The 15523-nt window shown below is 59.7% G+C and carries 23 protein-coding genes; 18 read left to right on the forward strand and 5 right to left on the reverse strand.

From position 1 onward, the window contains the following. Positions 1–183: 183 nt before the first annotated feature. From F3J14_RS03880 to F3J14_RS03890, 3 genes are all read left to right on the forward strand, one after another. Positions 184–1116: a DNA/RNA non-specific endonuclease gene (locus F3J14_RS03880; RefSeq protein WP_166721861.1), complete on the forward strand. Its 933-nt coding sequence runs from the start codon at positions 184–186 to the stop codon at positions 1114–1116. Between the two features lie 611 nt (positions 1117–1727). Next, positions 1728–3074, forward strand: a complete 1347-nt coding sequence (locus F3J14_RS03885; protein ID WP_166721862.1) for a hypothetical protein — start codon at positions 1728–1730, stop codon at positions 3072–3074. A 73-nt stretch (positions 3075–3147) separates the two neighbouring features. Continuing rightward, complete coding sequence (locus F3J14_RS03890; protein WP_166721863.1) at positions 3148–3555, forward strand: hypothetical protein; 408 nt, start codon at positions 3148–3150, stop codon at positions 3553–3555. A 15-nt stretch (positions 3556–3570) separates the two neighbouring features. Here the strand turns inward: F3J14_RS03890 and F3J14_RS03895 are convergent, their stop codons facing one another. Together F3J14_RS03895 and F3J14_RS03900 are read right to left on the reverse strand one after the other, a co-directional pair. Then, entirely contained in the window at positions 3571–3768 is a 198-nt protein-coding gene (locus tag F3J14_RS03895; protein ID WP_166721864.1) for a hypothetical protein, read from the reverse strand. A 37-nt stretch (positions 3769–3805) separates the two neighbouring features. After that, complete coding sequence (locus F3J14_RS03900; RefSeq protein ID WP_166721865.1) at positions 3806–4075, reverse strand: helix-turn-helix domain-containing protein; 270 nt, start codon at positions 4073–4075, stop codon at positions 3806–3808. Positions 4076–4368: 293 nt separating this feature from the next. Here F3J14_RS03900 and F3J14_RS03905 point away from each other — a divergent pair, with 293 nt between their 5' ends. The 15 genes from F3J14_RS03905 (at position 4369) to F3J14_RS03975 (ending at position 13751) form a co-directional block, all read left to right on the forward strand. After that, a complete protein-coding gene (locus F3J14_RS03905; RefSeq protein ID WP_166721866.1) occupies positions 4369–5004 on the forward strand; it encodes a hypothetical protein in 636 nt (211 codons plus the stop codon). Between the two features lie 15 nt (positions 5005–5019). Continuing rightward, positions 5020–5658, forward strand: coding sequence for a DNA topoisomerase (locus F3J14_RS03910; RefSeq protein WP_166721867.1), 639 nt, complete (start codon positions 5020–5022; stop codon positions 5656–5658). After that, positions 5646–6092, forward strand: coding sequence for a hypothetical protein (locus F3J14_RS03915; RefSeq protein WP_166721868.1), 447 nt, complete (start codon positions 5646–5648; stop codon positions 6090–6092). The genes F3J14_RS03910 and F3J14_RS03915 overlap by 13 nt, the downstream gene beginning before the upstream one ends. A 10-nt stretch (positions 6093–6102) precedes the next feature. After that, positions 6103–6327 (forward strand): hypothetical protein, encoded by a 225-nt coding sequence (locus F3J14_RS03920; RefSeq protein WP_166721869.1) that lies wholly within the window; start codon positions 6103–6105, stop codon positions 6325–6327. A gap of 50 nt (positions 6328–6377) precedes the next feature. Continuing rightward, positions 6378–9233, forward strand: a complete 2856-nt coding sequence (locus F3J14_RS03925; RefSeq protein ID WP_166721870.1) for an LPD1 domain-containing protein — start codon at positions 6378–6380, stop codon at positions 9231–9233. Between the two features lie 8 nt (positions 9234–9241). Continuing rightward, positions 9242–9439 carry a hypothetical protein gene (locus tag F3J14_RS03930; protein ID WP_166721871.1) on the forward strand — a complete coding sequence of 66 codons (198 nt, stop codon included), beginning with the start codon at positions 9242–9244 and terminating at the stop codon, positions 9437–9439. After that, complete coding sequence (locus tag F3J14_RS03935) at positions 9436–9834, forward strand: hypothetical protein (RefSeq protein WP_166721872.1); 399 nt, start codon at positions 9436–9438, stop codon at positions 9832–9834. Before F3J14_RS03930 ends, F3J14_RS03935 begins: the two co-directional genes overlap by 4 nt. A 79-nt stretch (positions 9835–9913) precedes the next feature. Continuing rightward, positions 9914–10285, forward strand: coding sequence for a hypothetical protein (locus F3J14_RS03940; protein WP_166721873.1), 372 nt, complete (start codon positions 9914–9916; stop codon positions 10283–10285). A 12-nt stretch (positions 10286–10297) separates the two neighbouring features. After that, positions 10298–10813: a hypothetical protein gene (locus F3J14_RS03945; RefSeq protein ID WP_166721874.1), complete on the forward strand. Its 516-nt coding sequence runs from the start codon at positions 10298–10300 to the stop codon at positions 10811–10813. Next, positions 10810–12012, forward strand: a complete 1203-nt coding sequence (traW, locus tag F3J14_RS03950; protein WP_166721875.1) for a conjugal transfer protein TraW — start codon at positions 10810–10812, stop codon at positions 12010–12012. Before F3J14_RS03945 ends, traW begins: the two co-directional genes overlap by 4 nt. A 4-nt stretch (positions 12013–12016) precedes the next feature. Next, the gene (locus F3J14_RS03955; protein WP_166721876.1) at positions 12017–12475 is read left to right on the forward strand and encodes a hypothetical protein; all 459 of its coding nucleotides are present in this window, start codon (positions 12017–12019) and stop codon (positions 12473–12475) included. A gap of 61 nt (positions 12476–12536) precedes the next feature. Further along, the gene (locus F3J14_RS03960; RefSeq protein WP_166721877.1) at positions 12537–12812 is read left to right on the forward strand and encodes a hypothetical protein; all 276 of its coding nucleotides are present in this window, start codon (positions 12537–12539) and stop codon (positions 12810–12812) included. 10 nt (positions 12813–12822) lie between these two features. After that, positions 12823–13197, forward strand: a complete 375-nt coding sequence (locus F3J14_RS03965; protein ID WP_166721878.1) for a hypothetical protein — start codon at positions 12823–12825, stop codon at positions 13195–13197. Positions 13198–13204: 7 nt separating this feature from the next. Next, a complete protein-coding gene (locus tag F3J14_RS03970; protein WP_166721879.1) occupies positions 13205–13405 on the forward strand; it encodes a hypothetical protein in 201 nt (66 codons plus the stop codon). A gap of 34 nt (positions 13406–13439) precedes the next feature. Beyond that, positions 13440–13751: an H-NS histone family protein gene (locus F3J14_RS03975; RefSeq protein WP_166722001.1), complete on the forward strand. Its 312-nt coding sequence runs from the start codon at positions 13440–13442 to the stop codon at positions 13749–13751. A gap of 39 nt (positions 13752–13790) precedes the next feature. Here the strand turns inward: F3J14_RS03975 and F3J14_RS03980 are convergent, their stop codons facing one another. Genes F3J14_RS03980 through F3J14_RS03990 form a run of 3 tightly spaced genes read right to left on the reverse strand, consistent with a single transcriptional unit; the run spans position 13791 to position 15520 of the window. After that, complete coding sequence (locus F3J14_RS03980; protein ID WP_166721880.1) at positions 13791–14168, reverse strand: hypothetical protein; 378 nt, start codon at positions 14166–14168, stop codon at positions 13791–13793. Between the two features lie 17 nt (positions 14169–14185). Continuing rightward, positions 14186–14995 carry a hypothetical protein gene (locus F3J14_RS03985; protein WP_166721881.1) on the reverse strand — a complete coding sequence of 270 codons (810 nt, stop codon included), beginning with the start codon at positions 14993–14995 and terminating at the stop codon, positions 14186–14188. Between the two features lie 9 nt (positions 14996–15004). Continuing rightward, positions 15005–15520, reverse strand: coding sequence for a hypothetical protein (locus F3J14_RS03990; RefSeq protein ID WP_166721882.1), 516 nt, complete (start codon positions 15518–15520; stop codon positions 15005–15007). Positions 15521–15523: the final 3 nt, after the last annotated feature.

Genomic DNA, 15523 nt, shown 5'->3' on the forward strand with positions numbered 1-15523 from the left:
TGCGCGGGACGTGCAACGCATCCGTGCCGAAGGTGACGCATGCCATCGCGCGCATCGTTGCCAAGCGCTACAGCGACGCCGCAATTGAGCAAATTGAGAATCGACAATGAAGTCTGCGCAGTGTTTGGATTCTGGAATGGAGGCCGGCGAACGAAAGCCGGTATCGAAATGAAGGCATGTCGCATGAGTGCTAGCGCGGTGCTGTTTGCACTGCTGTCCGGTGTGGCCGGCGCGTCACCTACGAACTGTCCGCAGTTCTTCGCCGGCGGACAGGCCCCGGATCTTCAACGGGCCGATCTCGCCGAGCGGGGGCATCAAATGTGCTTCGCCTTCTACTCAGTTGCGGAGTCTGGTGTGAGCCGAACCGCGATCTGGTCGGCGGAGCATCTGACGCGCGCCTCTGTCGAGGCGGCACACCGGCAGAGACGAGTCGATGTGTTCCATTCCGAGGCCGCGATCAGTCCGCGCGATCGCGCGGAGCGCGAGGACTATCTTGGCTCGGGAAGGGATGAAGGTCACATGTCGCCGAGTGGTGATATGCCGGACGAACGTTCGCAGTTCGAAAGTTTTTCCCTGGCGAACATGGTCCCACAGTCACCTGACAACAATCGACATCTGTGGCAAGGCATCGAAATCGCGACGCGTGCCCTCGCAAAGTATGACGGCGATCTCTATGTGGTGACCGGTCCTGCATTCATCGGTCCGCGTGCGTCTATCGGCAGAGGCGTCGAGGTTCCTACGCATGTGTGGAAGGCGATCTACGACCCGCAACGCGGTGCCGCTGCATACGTAACGGTCAATCAGCCCGGAGAGGCATACGCGGTCATCTCGATCGCGGAACTGACGCACGTCACCGGCGTAGATCCCTTTCCGGCGCTACCTAACCAAGTGAAAGCCGTTGCGATTGGGTTGCCGACGCCCCGGCCGGGCGGGCAAAGACTCTCGGTCGGTCCTGTTCCGATGTGGCAACTAGGTCTCGGCCCGTCGAGCCCGATCAGCAGTGTGTATGGCCTTGTTGCGCCGCTCGTCGAAGAAGGGAGGACGCGGGAGCGTTGGCCCAACGAACGGCTCGCGCGGGGCGCTGTGCGGACGCTGGTTCGAGCGTTTCGGTACTGAATGGAGGGGGCATGCGGAAGCGCGGTAATCGAGTTCGGCAATCCAGGCGAGATCCGACCACTTTCCTGCGCCTTTTCGGAGATCGTCTTCTCGTTCCGCCTGGTCATGCCATGAAGGTCGAGTTGGCGTATCACCTTGCTCTCGAGGAGATGCGAATCGGGCGGGGGACAGACACGGGCATGAATCAGCTTGCCTATGCGTTGAATCTCGCTCTCGTGCTCTGCGAGCTTGGTTTCAGTAACGAGCAGGCGGCCTGTATCCGCCTCGCCCAAGAATGCCTGGCGCGCGTTGGGGCCGAAGGGCGACTGGGTGGCCGATGGTGTGTCAACGAAGAGGCGTATCGCGCGATAGGCCCGGCCCTGGAGGTTCACGATCATCAGCTAGAGACCGCTACAGTGACCGAGATTCGTAGAGCGGAGAGAACGATTCTAGATCGGATCGCTGCTGGCGATGTTGTCCGCGTTGAGGCTGCGCAGCCGCACCATTGCCCAAAGGCAGAAGGAGACTCGCGTGGGAAATGTTGATGATCAACTCGTCGGCTCATGTGAGTCGCAAGAGGAAAAAATAGCGCTTTGGCGAGCGAGGTCGTTGTCATTCAAGGTGCGTCGTACATGGAACGTCATCACCGCGGTTGCGACGGGATACGTATCGGTGAGGCAAGGGTTCTTCGCATTGCGCTATCCGGCACACGTGGTTGGCCTGGCGATCAAACCATCCCGAGGCAGGGGCATGTTGTTGATTTGCCCTGCAGCAGCCGAAGCGTGCGCGTCCTTGGAGCGGTAGTCGAAGCAGTGGAAGAAAGCAAAGGAGGCTATATGGAATTGTCGGAGCAAGCAGTCGATGTCACGCAACTGGATCTCGCTGAACAGGTGCATTCGCGTGTCCTCGCGAGCCATTATGGGGAGCTTCTGGAGGCCGTTCAGGATGCCGCGCGAGAGCTAGGGTACTTTTTCGCCAAAGCGGAAACTGCGGCGACCGTGCCCGAGTTGCTTGCCGAGGTGTTGGCTGAGGCCATTGTGTTGCGCAAAGAGGCGTCACTGTCGCCGTGGAACAGAGAGGATGCTGAGCAGCGTGCGCGTCGTTACCTCGAGGATGGATTCGGAGAGGTTATGCGGGACGAAATGCTGAGCGCCTTGGACGCAGTGGGGGTCCGGCTTCAGGAGACCGATCAAGCGCCCTTTCTTTTGACATCTGCAAAGATCATGCGCGACGAGGCATTGCTGACGGCGGCGGAGCATGGGCGGGGCGAGCAGGCGGTGATGCTTCGTGACGCCGACGACCGGCGACCGGGTCCGCGCGCAGAAAGAACGCCGTTGCGTGTGGACGCAACGAAAGACGAGATCGTCATCTCTGGCGACCGATCGTTGGCTACGTATAACTGGAAACCGGACTCGTGGGGGAACGCGGTCAAGCGTCTCTCGATCCGGGCCGCACACAAGGCAAGCGGTGACATCGAAGAAAAGGTGTTTTGTGTAGTGGCCACTGACGGCGAGGATTCCGGACGCAAGGGGGGAACCCTCGCCGAGGATCTCACCGAGTCGGAAGCCCTGGCCTTGATCGGTCGCATTCAGGACGCAGTGAAGGTAAGTCTGGGCATCACGCAGCCCGCGATTCCCGTGGTCGAATTGCCGGAAGAGTCCGATCGGTTCGATGCCGGCTTGCAGCCGTCTCAGCCGTCTCAGCCGTCCGGCGTCGGCAGGATGGTCGCCAATGGCGTTGGGAGAGTGCTGTCTACTGCGGGGCTGGTCGTGGCGGTTGTCGCAGTGCTCTGCGCACTGTCGTTCGGATTGCCGGTTGCCTATAAGGCCGGCCAGCACTTTGCTGCTGGCATGTTCCCCGTGGTCGATGCCGGCGACGCGCGATTTGCTGCACCGTATTACGGTGAGTTGTTGCGTGCGGTGCCTTCGGCGCGGCCCGTGCCTCATCTTCAGGCGGTGCCGCCGTTGGGCAAGGAGTAGACGCGGCTATCAAGGATCTGCCTCGCCTGCCGTTAACGGGGACAGATAAGAATCAATGAGAGGGCTTACGTAAATGGAATTGCTTCTGTGGATCGTAATACCGGCGGCTATTGTTGCATTCCTCGTCGCTGGTTTCAGGCAATCGTCGCGGCGAAAGGCGCAGACGGACCACCGCATTCTCGATCTTGGCCGAAAGGGCTTTCGCGCCAGTCACGCCCTCACGCGCGGGGGCGTGAGCGTGCTTTTCGATGACTCGCGTCGGGAGGTAGCGTTTGTCAGATGGGACTCAACGCACACATTCAGTTACGGCGATGTTCGGACGCGGACATGGAATTGGCTCGACAAAAACGGGACCAAGATCAACAACCGCATCAGCATCGCGATCGCGAATCCGCAAACACCGCTATTCGACGTGCATATGTTTGGCGCGCAGGATGCGGAGCAGTGGATGGCGAAGATCGATGCCATTCTGGAAGGGTGACTGCGTGCTCTGGCCTCAGAGGAGCGCCATTTGTTCGCCTCGGTCCTCCCTACTGACATCCTGATCGTGGTTTTCTTGGGTATGGTCCGCGCCGCTCTCGATCCCGTGGCGTTTCGTAGGCCGCTCTGCTGCCAGGAATGATTGTCCCCACTTGGGATTGAGCACCTCGGCTGCGAAAAAAACGCCGGGTGCGACCTGAACGAGAGTTGTCATCGAAAGTCTCCGTACACATCAATGACAAAATGCTAGGTCAGTTTAACTGACCTAGCAAGAACTTTCGAAGACCGGTTTGCTTGATGACTGGTCCCCACGAGACAAGGCGATAGACAGGCCCATCTTTCTCGATAGCGATGCCGAGTTGATCGCGAAGCTTTTCAACATCGTCTTGAATCGTCTGCTTGTGGTGGCCGGTTCGCGCGGAAAGGGTCGTCAGCGTTGCACGCTTGTCCTCGGCGATTGCGAGCGCAAGCGCGAGCAGACGACGAACATCGCCCTTGGGGAACGGCTCCAGCTTCGTCATGAGGGTAGTGTCTTTGGGTATTAGCCCTGCACTCTAGGTCAGTTTATATGACCACGCAAGCGCTGCTGATTACGTGGTCGAAAGGTGAGTAATTACGGGAGTCAAGAGCGCATCCTATGCAACTAACCGTCTGCCTAAGTTGGACACACGAGCATCGGGCGCAAACGCACGACTGGCGGGCTTACCAGAAGTGTGGCGACTGGACAACAACAGGGAAACGGAATATTATTGGTTAAGCAATTGTGCGTATCGTTACAAGGCTACGGAAATGTTTTAGTCGCCGATATCGTGGAATGCGCGTTGCCATTACTCATCTTTTCCTTGGTGGAGCGATCATGAGCACTGCTGGTGTGGCTGAAAAAGTAAAGCCCGTCCTGCGCGCAGTCGTGCAGCGCGGCGAGAAGTGGTTCGAGACGGCCGTGTTCGTGCCGTCCAGCAAGCCGGACAGTAAGGCTGTCCTGACCGGGCACATCGACCTGGGACTCGGCGACGGGCGGATTCCGGTTTTCGCGTTTGTGAACGAGCGCAAGGACGATGGCGGTGCGCTGACCGGCGCAAAGTACATTTCGCTGACCACCCGGAAGGTTCATCCGCGTACTGGCGAAATCGGCTTTTTCCCTGTCGCGATCGGCAACGTCGTGAACACGCGCGGCGACGGCGGTGAAGTTTTCTTCGATACGGTGATCTTCAATCCCGTTGACGAAGACCTCAACAACATTGCCGGCGCGCAACCGGTCCCTGTGTGGGTGACGGATGCATGCGATGCCGCGCTGCACGCAAAGTTGGGCTTCACGAGCGCGCGCGTGGTGCGTCCGAAGAAAAGCGGCGAAGGCCAGTCGGACGCTTCGGCCGCCGATGGCGACGACGAACAGATCACCCGAGCAGCGATGCTGGACGCGGTCGCGCAAGCGACGGGCGCGCATCAATAAGGGCGGATGGTGCCTATGTCCTATCAGGTCGGTCAAAAGTTAACGGGCGGTGTCGCGCGACTGCGCGAGACCGAGACGACGCCACCGAAGCGCTTTAATGACGGGACGTTGATCACAGCCATGACCAATATTCACCGATTCGTGAGCAACGAGGCTGATCGGAAGGTTCTCCGGGACACAAAGGGCATAGGCACTGATCGGACGCGCGACGCGATCATCGAGACCCTGAGGCAGCGCAAGTACGTTGTCCGCGGGAAGGGCGGCTACCTTGAGCCGACCGACCTTGGCATTGAATTAATCCAGCGTCTGCCGCGGGAGCTTTCCGATCCGGTTACAACGGCAAAGTGGGAAATGGCGCTTGGCCTGATCGAGCAAGGGAAGATGACGCGTCAGCAGTTCGACGCGATGATTCGCGGAAACGCGACGAAGCTTGTCGAGGCTCTCAAGGGAGTGAAGTTTGATCTGGACCGCTTGGGAATCAAGGCGGCAGAGGACAAGCCGCGACCGGAAATTGATGAGACGTTGCCGGGGCATGGCGAGACGTGCGAAAAGTGCGGGAAAGGTCGCATGGTCGGTAAGCGTCTTCCTTCTGGAAAGAAGGTGGTCGGGTGCTCCAATTTCCCATCGTGCAAGCATTCGAAATGGATCGACTGATGATGGATGCCGCTGGCTTATACGGAATTCTGAAGGTCAAGATGCTGGCTCTGGTTAGCGAGTTCGCGCCGAGTCGGGATCGGCGTGCCCTGGTGCAGCAAACGGCTGCGGCCGAGGGGCGGATCGATTTCGAAGCCTGGCTGAATGGCAATCTGATGGCGACGGTCACTCTCGACGGCGAGGGAATCGATTTCGTCTGCTTTCAGGGCATCCATGGTCGGTTGTACCCCGACTTCGTTCTGGAGCCGCACTCGATGCGTCGGACACTGACCGGCGAAGCCATTGACGTTGCGGCGGCGTTACGGACGCTGCGTGTGAGCTTTCGCGAGGCGGATGAAGTGCGCCTTGTGGACGACCGCGACACGCCCGACGAAGAGACGTTCGTGGTTGATCCCGATACTGAACAAGATCTGATTGAAGTGCATCACACTTAGAGGTTTACACATGGCATTGGACGACAACATCGAGCTAGTGCGGGATCTGCAACAGACTGGCCGCCATCTGGCTCGTCTCGCGGGCTATATGAGCATCGGCGTGCAGCCGAGTCGCGAGAACATGGTCAATGCGCAGCGCTGGTTCAACTCAGCTTCTGAGAAGCTGGAGCCTGTATTGCAGGAGGTGGAAGCCAATAAGGCATCCCAACGTTTCCGGCAAACATTTAAGGGCTAATCGTGGCGGCACGGCGGTGGGTGAACCTTTCGCGTTACGACGGGGCTGAGATGCTGATTGCGGCGCAGTGCCCGCCTGACGGCCGCAACCGTCTCGTCGTTCGCGGCTATAGCCGTAGTGATCTGTCGGCGTTCGGTTTCGAGCAGGTCAGTACTGGAATGTGGCTTGGCGATCGCTCCTCGTTCAAGACGAGCGACCTTCAAGCCTGGTTCCCTGGCTTCGAAGTAAGACGTGACATCGCCGAGATGGATACGTCGGACTTTCTTATCGGTTACGAGGATTTGGATCTCGTAGACGACGCCACGCCGCTGGATGCTCTGATCCGGCGCGGTTCCCCTTCCGCCAGTCCGAATCCCGCGGCAGCGCCTGAGCAGAAGCCCAAGACCTTCGAAGAAACCGTCGCGGAGATTCGCGCCAAGGTCGCTCCGAGTGAAGTGGCGTCGATTATCTCCGGCTTTCCGGAAGAGTCGTTGTCGGCCGGCTACGACGGCGTGATCGACTCGAAAACAAGGCAGTGGTACATCGATGAATTCCGCGTGCCTCGCGCGGGTGGGGAGCGCGCTCGCAGTCATCTGGATGCCCTTGCCGACGCAGCAAAGCAGCAGCTTTCGGACGACATCGAGCGGTACAACGATCTGCGGATTCGTGGGATCGACGCGCTGTCGAACTACGACATTGGCGTGGCCTATTCGGGTGACGCGCTTGTCGCGCTGCGTCAGACGTTGCGCACGAAGGAAGGGCATATCCTGTTCCAGCGTCGGCGGCTCGCCGTGTTGGACGAAGTCTCCAAGGCGGTATCTGCGTCCGTCCAGACCGGCCGTGAGTTGCCGGAGCAGGGGCAGGAGCGACACGACTCCGACGTGGAAGAGCGGCCGACTGCGCCGACACCCCGGCGCGCGGTCAAGAGCGCCGAGCGGCAGCGTGCGCGTATCGAGGATGCCGGAGAGAAGATCGGTGGGGCACGCAAGGACTTTTACGCAAAGGCCCTGTCGCGTTCCGATCTCGACGGTATGAACGACCGCGAGAAGCTGGAGTTGGTCACTCGCGACAACATCTGGCCGCGCAAGTCGTTGGATCAATTCCGCGAGGAGGGAATTGATTGTCGTGTTGCGCTCTTCGTAAACGCGCTTCGCAAGGACATTCAGTCAAAAATCACGAACCCGGAACATTCGGACGCGTACATCGACTTCGTTTCCAAGGTCAGAGACTGCGCGGACGCGCTGCACTCACGTGAGCAATTGATTTCGGATGAGGGCGAGTCGGCTTTCGAGCGCAGTCTCATTGACGCCGGGATTATCGAGGTCACGCGTCGCGACAGATCCGTGTCGAGGAGGGTGGCCGACGAATATCAGGAAGTCATCAGCAGCGATCCGAGAGGTTGGCGCTTCGCGTCCAACTACTTACTGGATTCGGAGCGCGGGTATCGTCGCGCGAAAGCGTTGTATGACGGCCACCGCTTCCACATCAACGATCAATGGGTGTCGCCATCGCAGATGGATTCGGAAGGGTTGTATGCCTTCATCGAGCAGCGCCAGGCGCGCACGAACCAGAAGCGTGCAACGACTATGGCTTCGCGTGACGACGAGGAAGCGAACCAATACCTTTCGCGTCCCCATCTTGATCACATCAAACGCACGGGTGCGCCCGACGAGCGCGGCGGCCGCGATATCAAGCCGGATGACTTTCTGGAGACGTTCGGATTCCGCGCGTGCGAATTCGGGAACTGGCTACCGGATATTGAGCGGCAAGACGTTCTCAATCGTGCGTATGACTCGCTCTCGACGCTTGCGCGCGTGCTTGGTGTGCCGAAGACCTTCCTCAGTCTCGGCGGTACGCTTGCCCTTGCGTTCGGTTCCCGCGGCGTCGGCCGGGCGCTCGCACACTACGAACCGGCGCGGAAGGTGATCAATCTCACGCGACTGAAGGGGGCCGGAGCGCTCGCCCACGAGTTTTTCCACGCCCTTGATGACTACTTGGGTGAGCATGTTCGGGAGATGATTGCGGTATCTCCGTGTCAGGCGAAAACCAGCAATAGCTACTTTGCATCGGAGCTTTTCCTGACCCAGCAGCGCACGCGCGGCGCATCCCGCCTCAATGAGATCGCACAGGCTGGCTATGTTCCTGCCGACCTTCGCGAGCGTCTGCTGCCACTCGTGAACAGCGTAAATGCGCTCACGATCCGTCGATATACCGAAGACGAGGCAAGGTCGGCCGCGACGGCTCGCCTCGAAGCCACGCGATATCAAGTCTGTAACCATGTGACGGGCGTCCTTGGCGTGCTGATGCCGGATCAGTCATATCAGGCTCGGCACAGCGCCGCTGAGCGCATGACCGAGGAAGTGTTTCAAGAAGTGGTCGAAGACCGGGTGCCGCGGCTGCGACCTGGCGAGCGACATCCACTCGTGGAGCGGCTGTCGAACATGCGCCCCGAAACCCGCCTGGGGCGCGCTGAAGAAAAGGCCGTTGCAGCGACGCTCATCCGCATTGCGACTGCTATCCGGGAATTGCCCGAGATCCATCGAGTCGCGACCGATCGAGATGCGCTGTTGCAGTCCGAGTACATGAAGCGAGTCGTCAACACCAAGTTCTTCAAGGATGCGGAGAAGTTCGACCAGAAGAAGGCGAAGGCGTACTGGTCGTCCGTGCGTGAGATGGCTGCCCGTGGCTTTGAGGCGTATGTGCAGGATCAATGCGCCGGGAGAGGGTGGCAGGACGACTATCTTGTCCACGGAACGGAAGAGGCACGGTTCGAACTTTGCTCCAACGCTCCGTATCCAGTTGGAGCGGATCGGGAGTCGTTGCGTGCCGCATTCGACGGCCTGATGGCGTTCACGAGACAGGAGCTTGCGCCCGAGGCGGTGAGCGATGATGTTCAATCCATAGCGCCGCGTCCGAAGGCGGCATAGGAGTCCGGGTGTCTCATCTCATTCGATTCATTGAGCGCGTTCGCGACAGTCTCACCCCCGACGAGTGGAAGTTCTTTAGCGCCCGGTACATCGAGCGAAAGAGTGTCGCCGACTCCGCGGCGCTGGTTCCTGCGTTCGCCGGCGACGGCGAGGCCGTGCATCAGTTGGTGTTGAGAAAGCTGCGTGCTGGCGAGGTGCAATCGTGAGCCGTGCGACTTTCGAGGCAGACGAGAAGCGGACGGCAACTGCGCAGATTTTCAAGAGCCTTGCGGTCGAAATGCTTGAACTTGCCGCGCTGGATCTGTCCCGGCCGGACCCCGACCCGCTGGACCGGACGCCATCGGCGGCAGTAAGGCGCGCGGATCGTCAGAGTGCGCTGCTGTGGGTAGGTGGAAAGGGCGATCGGGGCGTGGTGACGTTCGCTTTGTGCTGCGATGCGCTCGACGTGCCGCTTGAGGCGATGCGCGATGCAACGCTCGGCGCTCCGGCCCGTGTGCTCACGCAGATCCGTTCGATCTCGAACACCGAGGGCCAGCGTGCAGATCACGACAAAGGGGAACAACAGGCTAGTCGCCGACGCGCTTTGTCGTGCCCTCCGTAATACGTATAATTACTACGATATGTACTTTGTGCGGTGAGATATGGACGGTTTCAGAATACCGGTCGAGCACCATCGAGCCTTGGCACGCTACTACGAGAAGGTGCTTGAATGCACCTTCGAGTTGAGCGGAGAGCAATGCGATGCGTCGGAGGTTTTCCATCGCGAGGGGTTTCTTCCCTTGATCGTGGAAGTCGCGAGCACGAGAAGTCAGCGCGCTTTCAACCAGCCGATCAAAGCAGAGATCGTTGCGCACGAAAGTGCATTGCTCGGTAAGTCGGTCGTTCTCCCGGACGACGCGGATCAGCCGATTCTGTTGCTCCTGGTGCGAGCGGCGGAACTTGTATTCAAGCCGGTTCGTGGTCAAACCATCGAGTTGTACCCGATCTTCGAATACTGTTGGATGGCGCCAGATAAGCGTGCGCGCGCGGCATGGCAACCGTCCGATATCTGAGAGAGACCATCAATGACGATCCGACATTCCGCCCGGTTGCTCGCAATCGCGGCCCTCGTCTCCTCGATCACGGGGCAGGCGATCGCAGGAACATGCGCGATGTCAACGCAAATGTCGAACGCTCAAGCGCAGGAGCAGCAACGGCGCATGAACAACATCGACACGAACTTGCAGCAGCTTAAATTGCTCGATCAGTTGCAGACGGCGTGCCTGGAGAACTTTCCGCAGTTCCCGACGCAATGGTTGGGTAACAGCGTTCTGCTGAATGCGGCATTCAACAAGATCAAACAGTCGTCGTGTCAATCACTTGCGGACAAGGCGAGGGCGACCACACAGCAGGCGATGGCGCAAGCGCAGGCTGCGGTGCAACAGCAGATCGACAACATCGAGAAGAGCGTGACGAACGCGGTAGGCGGTTCGAGCGGTCTGTTGTCCGGTGCGGTTTCCGAAGGGCTCAATCAGGCGATGCCTACGTCCGGCGGTGTCCTTTCTACCATCACTGGCAGCTTGTCGAGGCTCTTTCAATGAAGAAGATCGTTTCTCTGACAGTTTTGTCGGCTGCTGCCTTGATGCAGTCCAGCAGTGCGTATGCCGTTTGTGATGGCTGCGTCGTCGGGGCAGTGCAAGTCGCATCCACGACGATCGTAGGCGCGATTACGGCTCTCGGAACATCGCTCTCGACCATCCTGCACGAGATCGATACGGACGTTGCGAGCATCGGCTCGAAGGTGTCGGACAGCATCGTGCAGGCCGCAAAGACGCAACGCGAGATGGCGCTCGAGGTGCAGCGGCAACAAGAGCGGGATCAAGTCGCGCGCGAGACCGAATTGCCTATCGATCCCTGCGCAACGTCGACCAGCAACTATGCGATGCAAGCCTCGCACAGCGCGAATACGACCGCTTCGAGCTATCGGCCGGGCGGTGGGGCGGGCGTGAGTAGCGCGCCGTTGAACAAGGCACTGAACGGCCCTGCGCCCGCCGTCGAAGCGTCGCGGCGGGCCTCGACCGCAATCCACCAGGCGAAGTATTGCACCGCTGTCGAGGTGCAGCTTGGGTATCCTGGCTGCTCGTCATCCTCCATGCCGGATGCTGATGCAAATGCGGACTCGCTCTTTACCGGGGCCGGCATGCCGGGCAAGGACGCCGATCTGACGTTCACCAAGGATCAGGAGGAGGCCGCGCGCGCGTATGCGCGCATGTCGATTGATCCCAATCCGCCGGAGAACATTTCGAAGGCCGAGGCAACGACTGAAGTCGGCAAGCTGTACATCGCAATGCAGAAGGCGTATCAGGCGAACATGTCTTCGGCGCAGAAGGCCATGAACGACGAGATCGCTTCGCACATGCCGTTTCCGGGCAGCGCGCAACTGATTCAAGACATCAAGCAGTCGGACGCGGCCGCGCAGTATTTCAACGCGACCGCTTCGAGCGTTGCGAAGAGCACCGGCACGATGAGCCAGTCCGAACTGATGGAGTTCGAGGCGGGGCGTCGTTGGAGAAATCCGTACTGGCAGATCGAATTCGCCGCGCTGGCCGACCCGACGAAGCTCCAGCGCGAACAGCTTTTCGTATCGGCGTTCATGGCGGATCTCCAGTATCAGCAGTTCCAGAAGAGCAAGCATATTGACGTCCTGCTTGGACAGATCCTCGCTGCTCTTGGGCGATCCGGCGACCGGCCGGCGCTGGAGGCACAGCTTCAACGAGTGCGTGCATCAAACGCGAGGTGACCAGATGATTCATCATGAAGCAGGCGTCCCGTCGCCGGCGAACCGGCTTGCGATGTTCCGCGTCGGCCGAGTCGACAACGGGGTAAAGAGCATCGCTGCGGCGGCACAGGGGTTTCGAGAGGCGGTCGATGCGGCGCTTGGCGATAGCCGTGAGATCGACTCTACCAAACCCGTCACGAAGGCGTTTGTGGCCTCCTATCAGGCGTTCTCCGAGTCGTTGGAGGCCGCTCGAACTGGAGGACTCGTCAAAGGCGCGACGATCGACGTGTTGGAGTCGATCATGAAGAAGCTCAAGACGGAGTATGCAGACGGACTCGCATCGTTGCGAGACGACGTGGGCCGGCTGGAGCATCGTGGCCCCGCGGCCATGAAGGAATTCTGTGCAGCGGCGAGCGACAAGATCGATCGACTCGAACAGTTCTGGCAGACGACGTACCAGCACGCGCCGAAGTTGAAGATGTAGTGGTGCGCAGCCGGTCGGCTGTGAGCTAACATTGAACTATTGTTCAAGGTCGGGGAAAAGGATGGTTAGGGCGAAAGCCAAGGCGAGTGCGATCACGCATGGTCTACTGCAAGAGCCGGAATTTGAAGCCGGCCGGGGCCGCTTGCTGACGACAGACGAGGCGAAGGCGACCATTGCGGCGAAGGGCTGGACCAACCGCGCGTTGGCGGAATGGTGGGGTTGCCGCGCCGAGTACATCAGCAAGATCATTCATGATCCGGCGCGCAAACGACATTTCGATGATGCGCTTCGCGGTCTTCCGCACGCGTCTGAGGTTCGATCTCCGGACCATAAATAGAATCATTCATATGGCGAGCAACGACATTGATGAAGAACTTGCGGCGCTCGGCGAACTGGCGCTGCGAAACTCGTTCTACCGGGAGTACAGCGCTCTCGTTCAGCGGTATCTGAATGCCGCTGATGGCCTCGGAATTAAGGATTTCGACTACCGCCTCGGAGAAATGAGCAGTCCGTTCGGAAGGGCGGATGTGCAGTCAACGGGGCAAGTGAGTATCGAAGTTGTCACGGACGGCGAAGCGAAGCCGTGCGCAACGATGCGCGACGCGCTTGCGCAAACGGGTGATTCAATTCAGGTTGGCGGAGAAACTGTATTCGAATGGCGGGAAACGCAGGGATGGTTCGTCGCAGAGGCTCCTACCCGTCGCCTGAGGCTGCGCATTTGAGAAAATGATGATTGAACAAACTATGCAACTGGCTGAAACAACGCGCTTGGCGCGCCAGGTATTGCTCATTGTGGTCGCGTTGACGGTTGGTGGCGCGGCAGTGCTCGCCTTCGGCAGCAACGTTCACTGGCGACTGCTCGGGGCGCTGTGCAACGGAATCGGTATTGGCTTTTTTGCTGCTTCGAAACTGGCCGTGTGGAAAGCGTAATCCACGGCAAACATCTGAAAGAGGAATGAAAAAAATGACAGGTCGTAGCTACACGGAAATCCAGGCGCAGATCGAATCGCTTCAGGAAGAGGCTAAGGCAGCACGCGAAGCGGAGATTGCGGAGGTGCTCGAAGACGTTCGTCAAAAGGTAGCCACTTATGGGTTGACTCCGCAGGACGTATTCGGCCGTAAGCGGGCGGCAAAGGGCGCTGCGCGTGCGAAGCCGGCCGCTGCGGTCAAGTATCGTGATCCGAAGACCGGGGCGACGTGGAGCGGTAAGGGGCGCGCACCTGGCTGGATCGCAAAGGCGCGGAACCGCGACAAGTTCCTGGTTGAGGCTGAGTGATATCAAATGATAGCATCTGATATCGCTCGATATCGGGTGCTACATTACGCCAGCTTTCTGAAGCCGGCGAATCTCGGCAAGCAATGCCGCAATGACGTCATCGGCGTTTTGACACAGCACGCATTCCTTGGATGCTTGGAGCGCTACTTTTCTCGCGGTCGTAACGATCGCGCGATACTGGCTGCGGGACGTGGCATTCCCGAAAAAATGGACCCACACATAGTGCTGAGTTCCAAGTCGGTAGAGGACGCCTTCGCCGTTCCCCGGATAGGTCTCAAGTGTCGCTCGGCAAAGCGCCTTCGGCACGATGCGCGAGAGTCCCTCGTCTATCTGCGCGCGTAGTCGCGTGAGCGCGCCGTTGCGCTTTCGCGGCGCACGGGCAGCCGGGCGGCCGAGACGTTGCTTTGGCGTGCTCACGTGGATTTTCCCAACGACTACATGCGCATCCGCGGTCGCTGCTCGACCGGCTGCGTTGCGGATTCGAGAGGAAGCGGGAGGGGCAGGTCGTTCAGTGTGATTTCCTCGTCATTGACTGCCGCCGGGGCTTGCGTGGAAGCCTGCGGACCGAGGAATACTCTTGACCATTCCGAATTCAGTTGCGAGATCGAGCGGATGCGCTGGTAGGGGTCCGTGAAGTGTTGCGCAAACTCGTAGCATTCGGCTGCATCTTGCACGGTCGGATTCAGGATTGCCGCGACAGGCGCACCGCCGTAACGCTTCCAGAGCGTTGGCATGGTCTGACATGCCATGAACTGCTCGGCGGCCGTCAATTCACGATGCTGTACCAGTTCGAGCAACCGGGTTGCGTTGAGATCCGAGATCATGGCGTCGATCGGATTGCGTAGCACGATCGGGCGGTCCGATGTGATGAGCCGCGGCGAAATGGAGTAATCGAGCGCGATGTAGGCTGCATGCTCGATACCTTCACGCTCCGTCTTCAGAATGAAGTGGTCTCCGCGCTTCATGAAAAGCGCTTGTTCCGCCGGCGAGAGCGCTACAGGATCGTGCGCAGGGTTTTGCTGGTGAGGAACGCCGGAAACGCGAATGACCGAGAGTGGGCCGGACAACGACTCGATATGGACAGGCGCGCAGTTGCTGAGAGCCGATCGAGGTGTGGCACCGGTGCGCTGCTGTACAACGCGCATAGCGCGAATGTACGCGTCAACCTGGGCGCTGTCCTCTGCGTTGCAGCGGAAGGCATCGTCTCGATCGAAGAAGAGGCGGATGGAATGCGGCGCGAGCATGGTGGCCTCTCAGGGGCGGAAGCGGGGAGTTGCCTGGGCGACGATTTCCGAGTCGTCCGGGGCTGAATCGTCGTCGCCGACGATATGGCGGATCTGCTCCGTGGAAAGGCCGTAGGTCTGCTGCGCGAATTCGTGAGCGATACGCTGTTCGTCGGCGCGAGCCTTGCGAAATTGGTCGGCCTGCGTTTCGAGGCTTTCGGGCCCTTCACCTTGGATCATCGCGAGCTTGATATCGTGAACACGTTCGCGAGCGGCCATCAGCTTGCGGTGGTGGTCGTAGATGCTTGCCATGACCCGGCTGTCGGTCGCATCGCCGAGGTACAGCTTCTGCGGGTCGTAGGAGCCGGGGCCGACCTTCACGTAAGTTGCTGCCCCCATCAGGGTTGCGGTGGCCGTCGCGCCGACGACAACGCCGCGGCGGAACGCAGCGCGCAATCTTTCCGCTCGCGGCGTGATTGCAATGCCTTGGCCGAACGCGCGATCAGTGGCGAGGATGTGTTGCTGGAGACGCTGGAGGCTTTTCATGAG

The sequence above is a fragment of the Burkholderia sp. Tr-862 genome, from assembly GCF_011753085.1.
Classification (GTDB): Bacteria; Pseudomonadota; Gammaproteobacteria; order Burkholderiales; family Burkholderiaceae; genus Burkholderia; species Burkholderia ambifaria.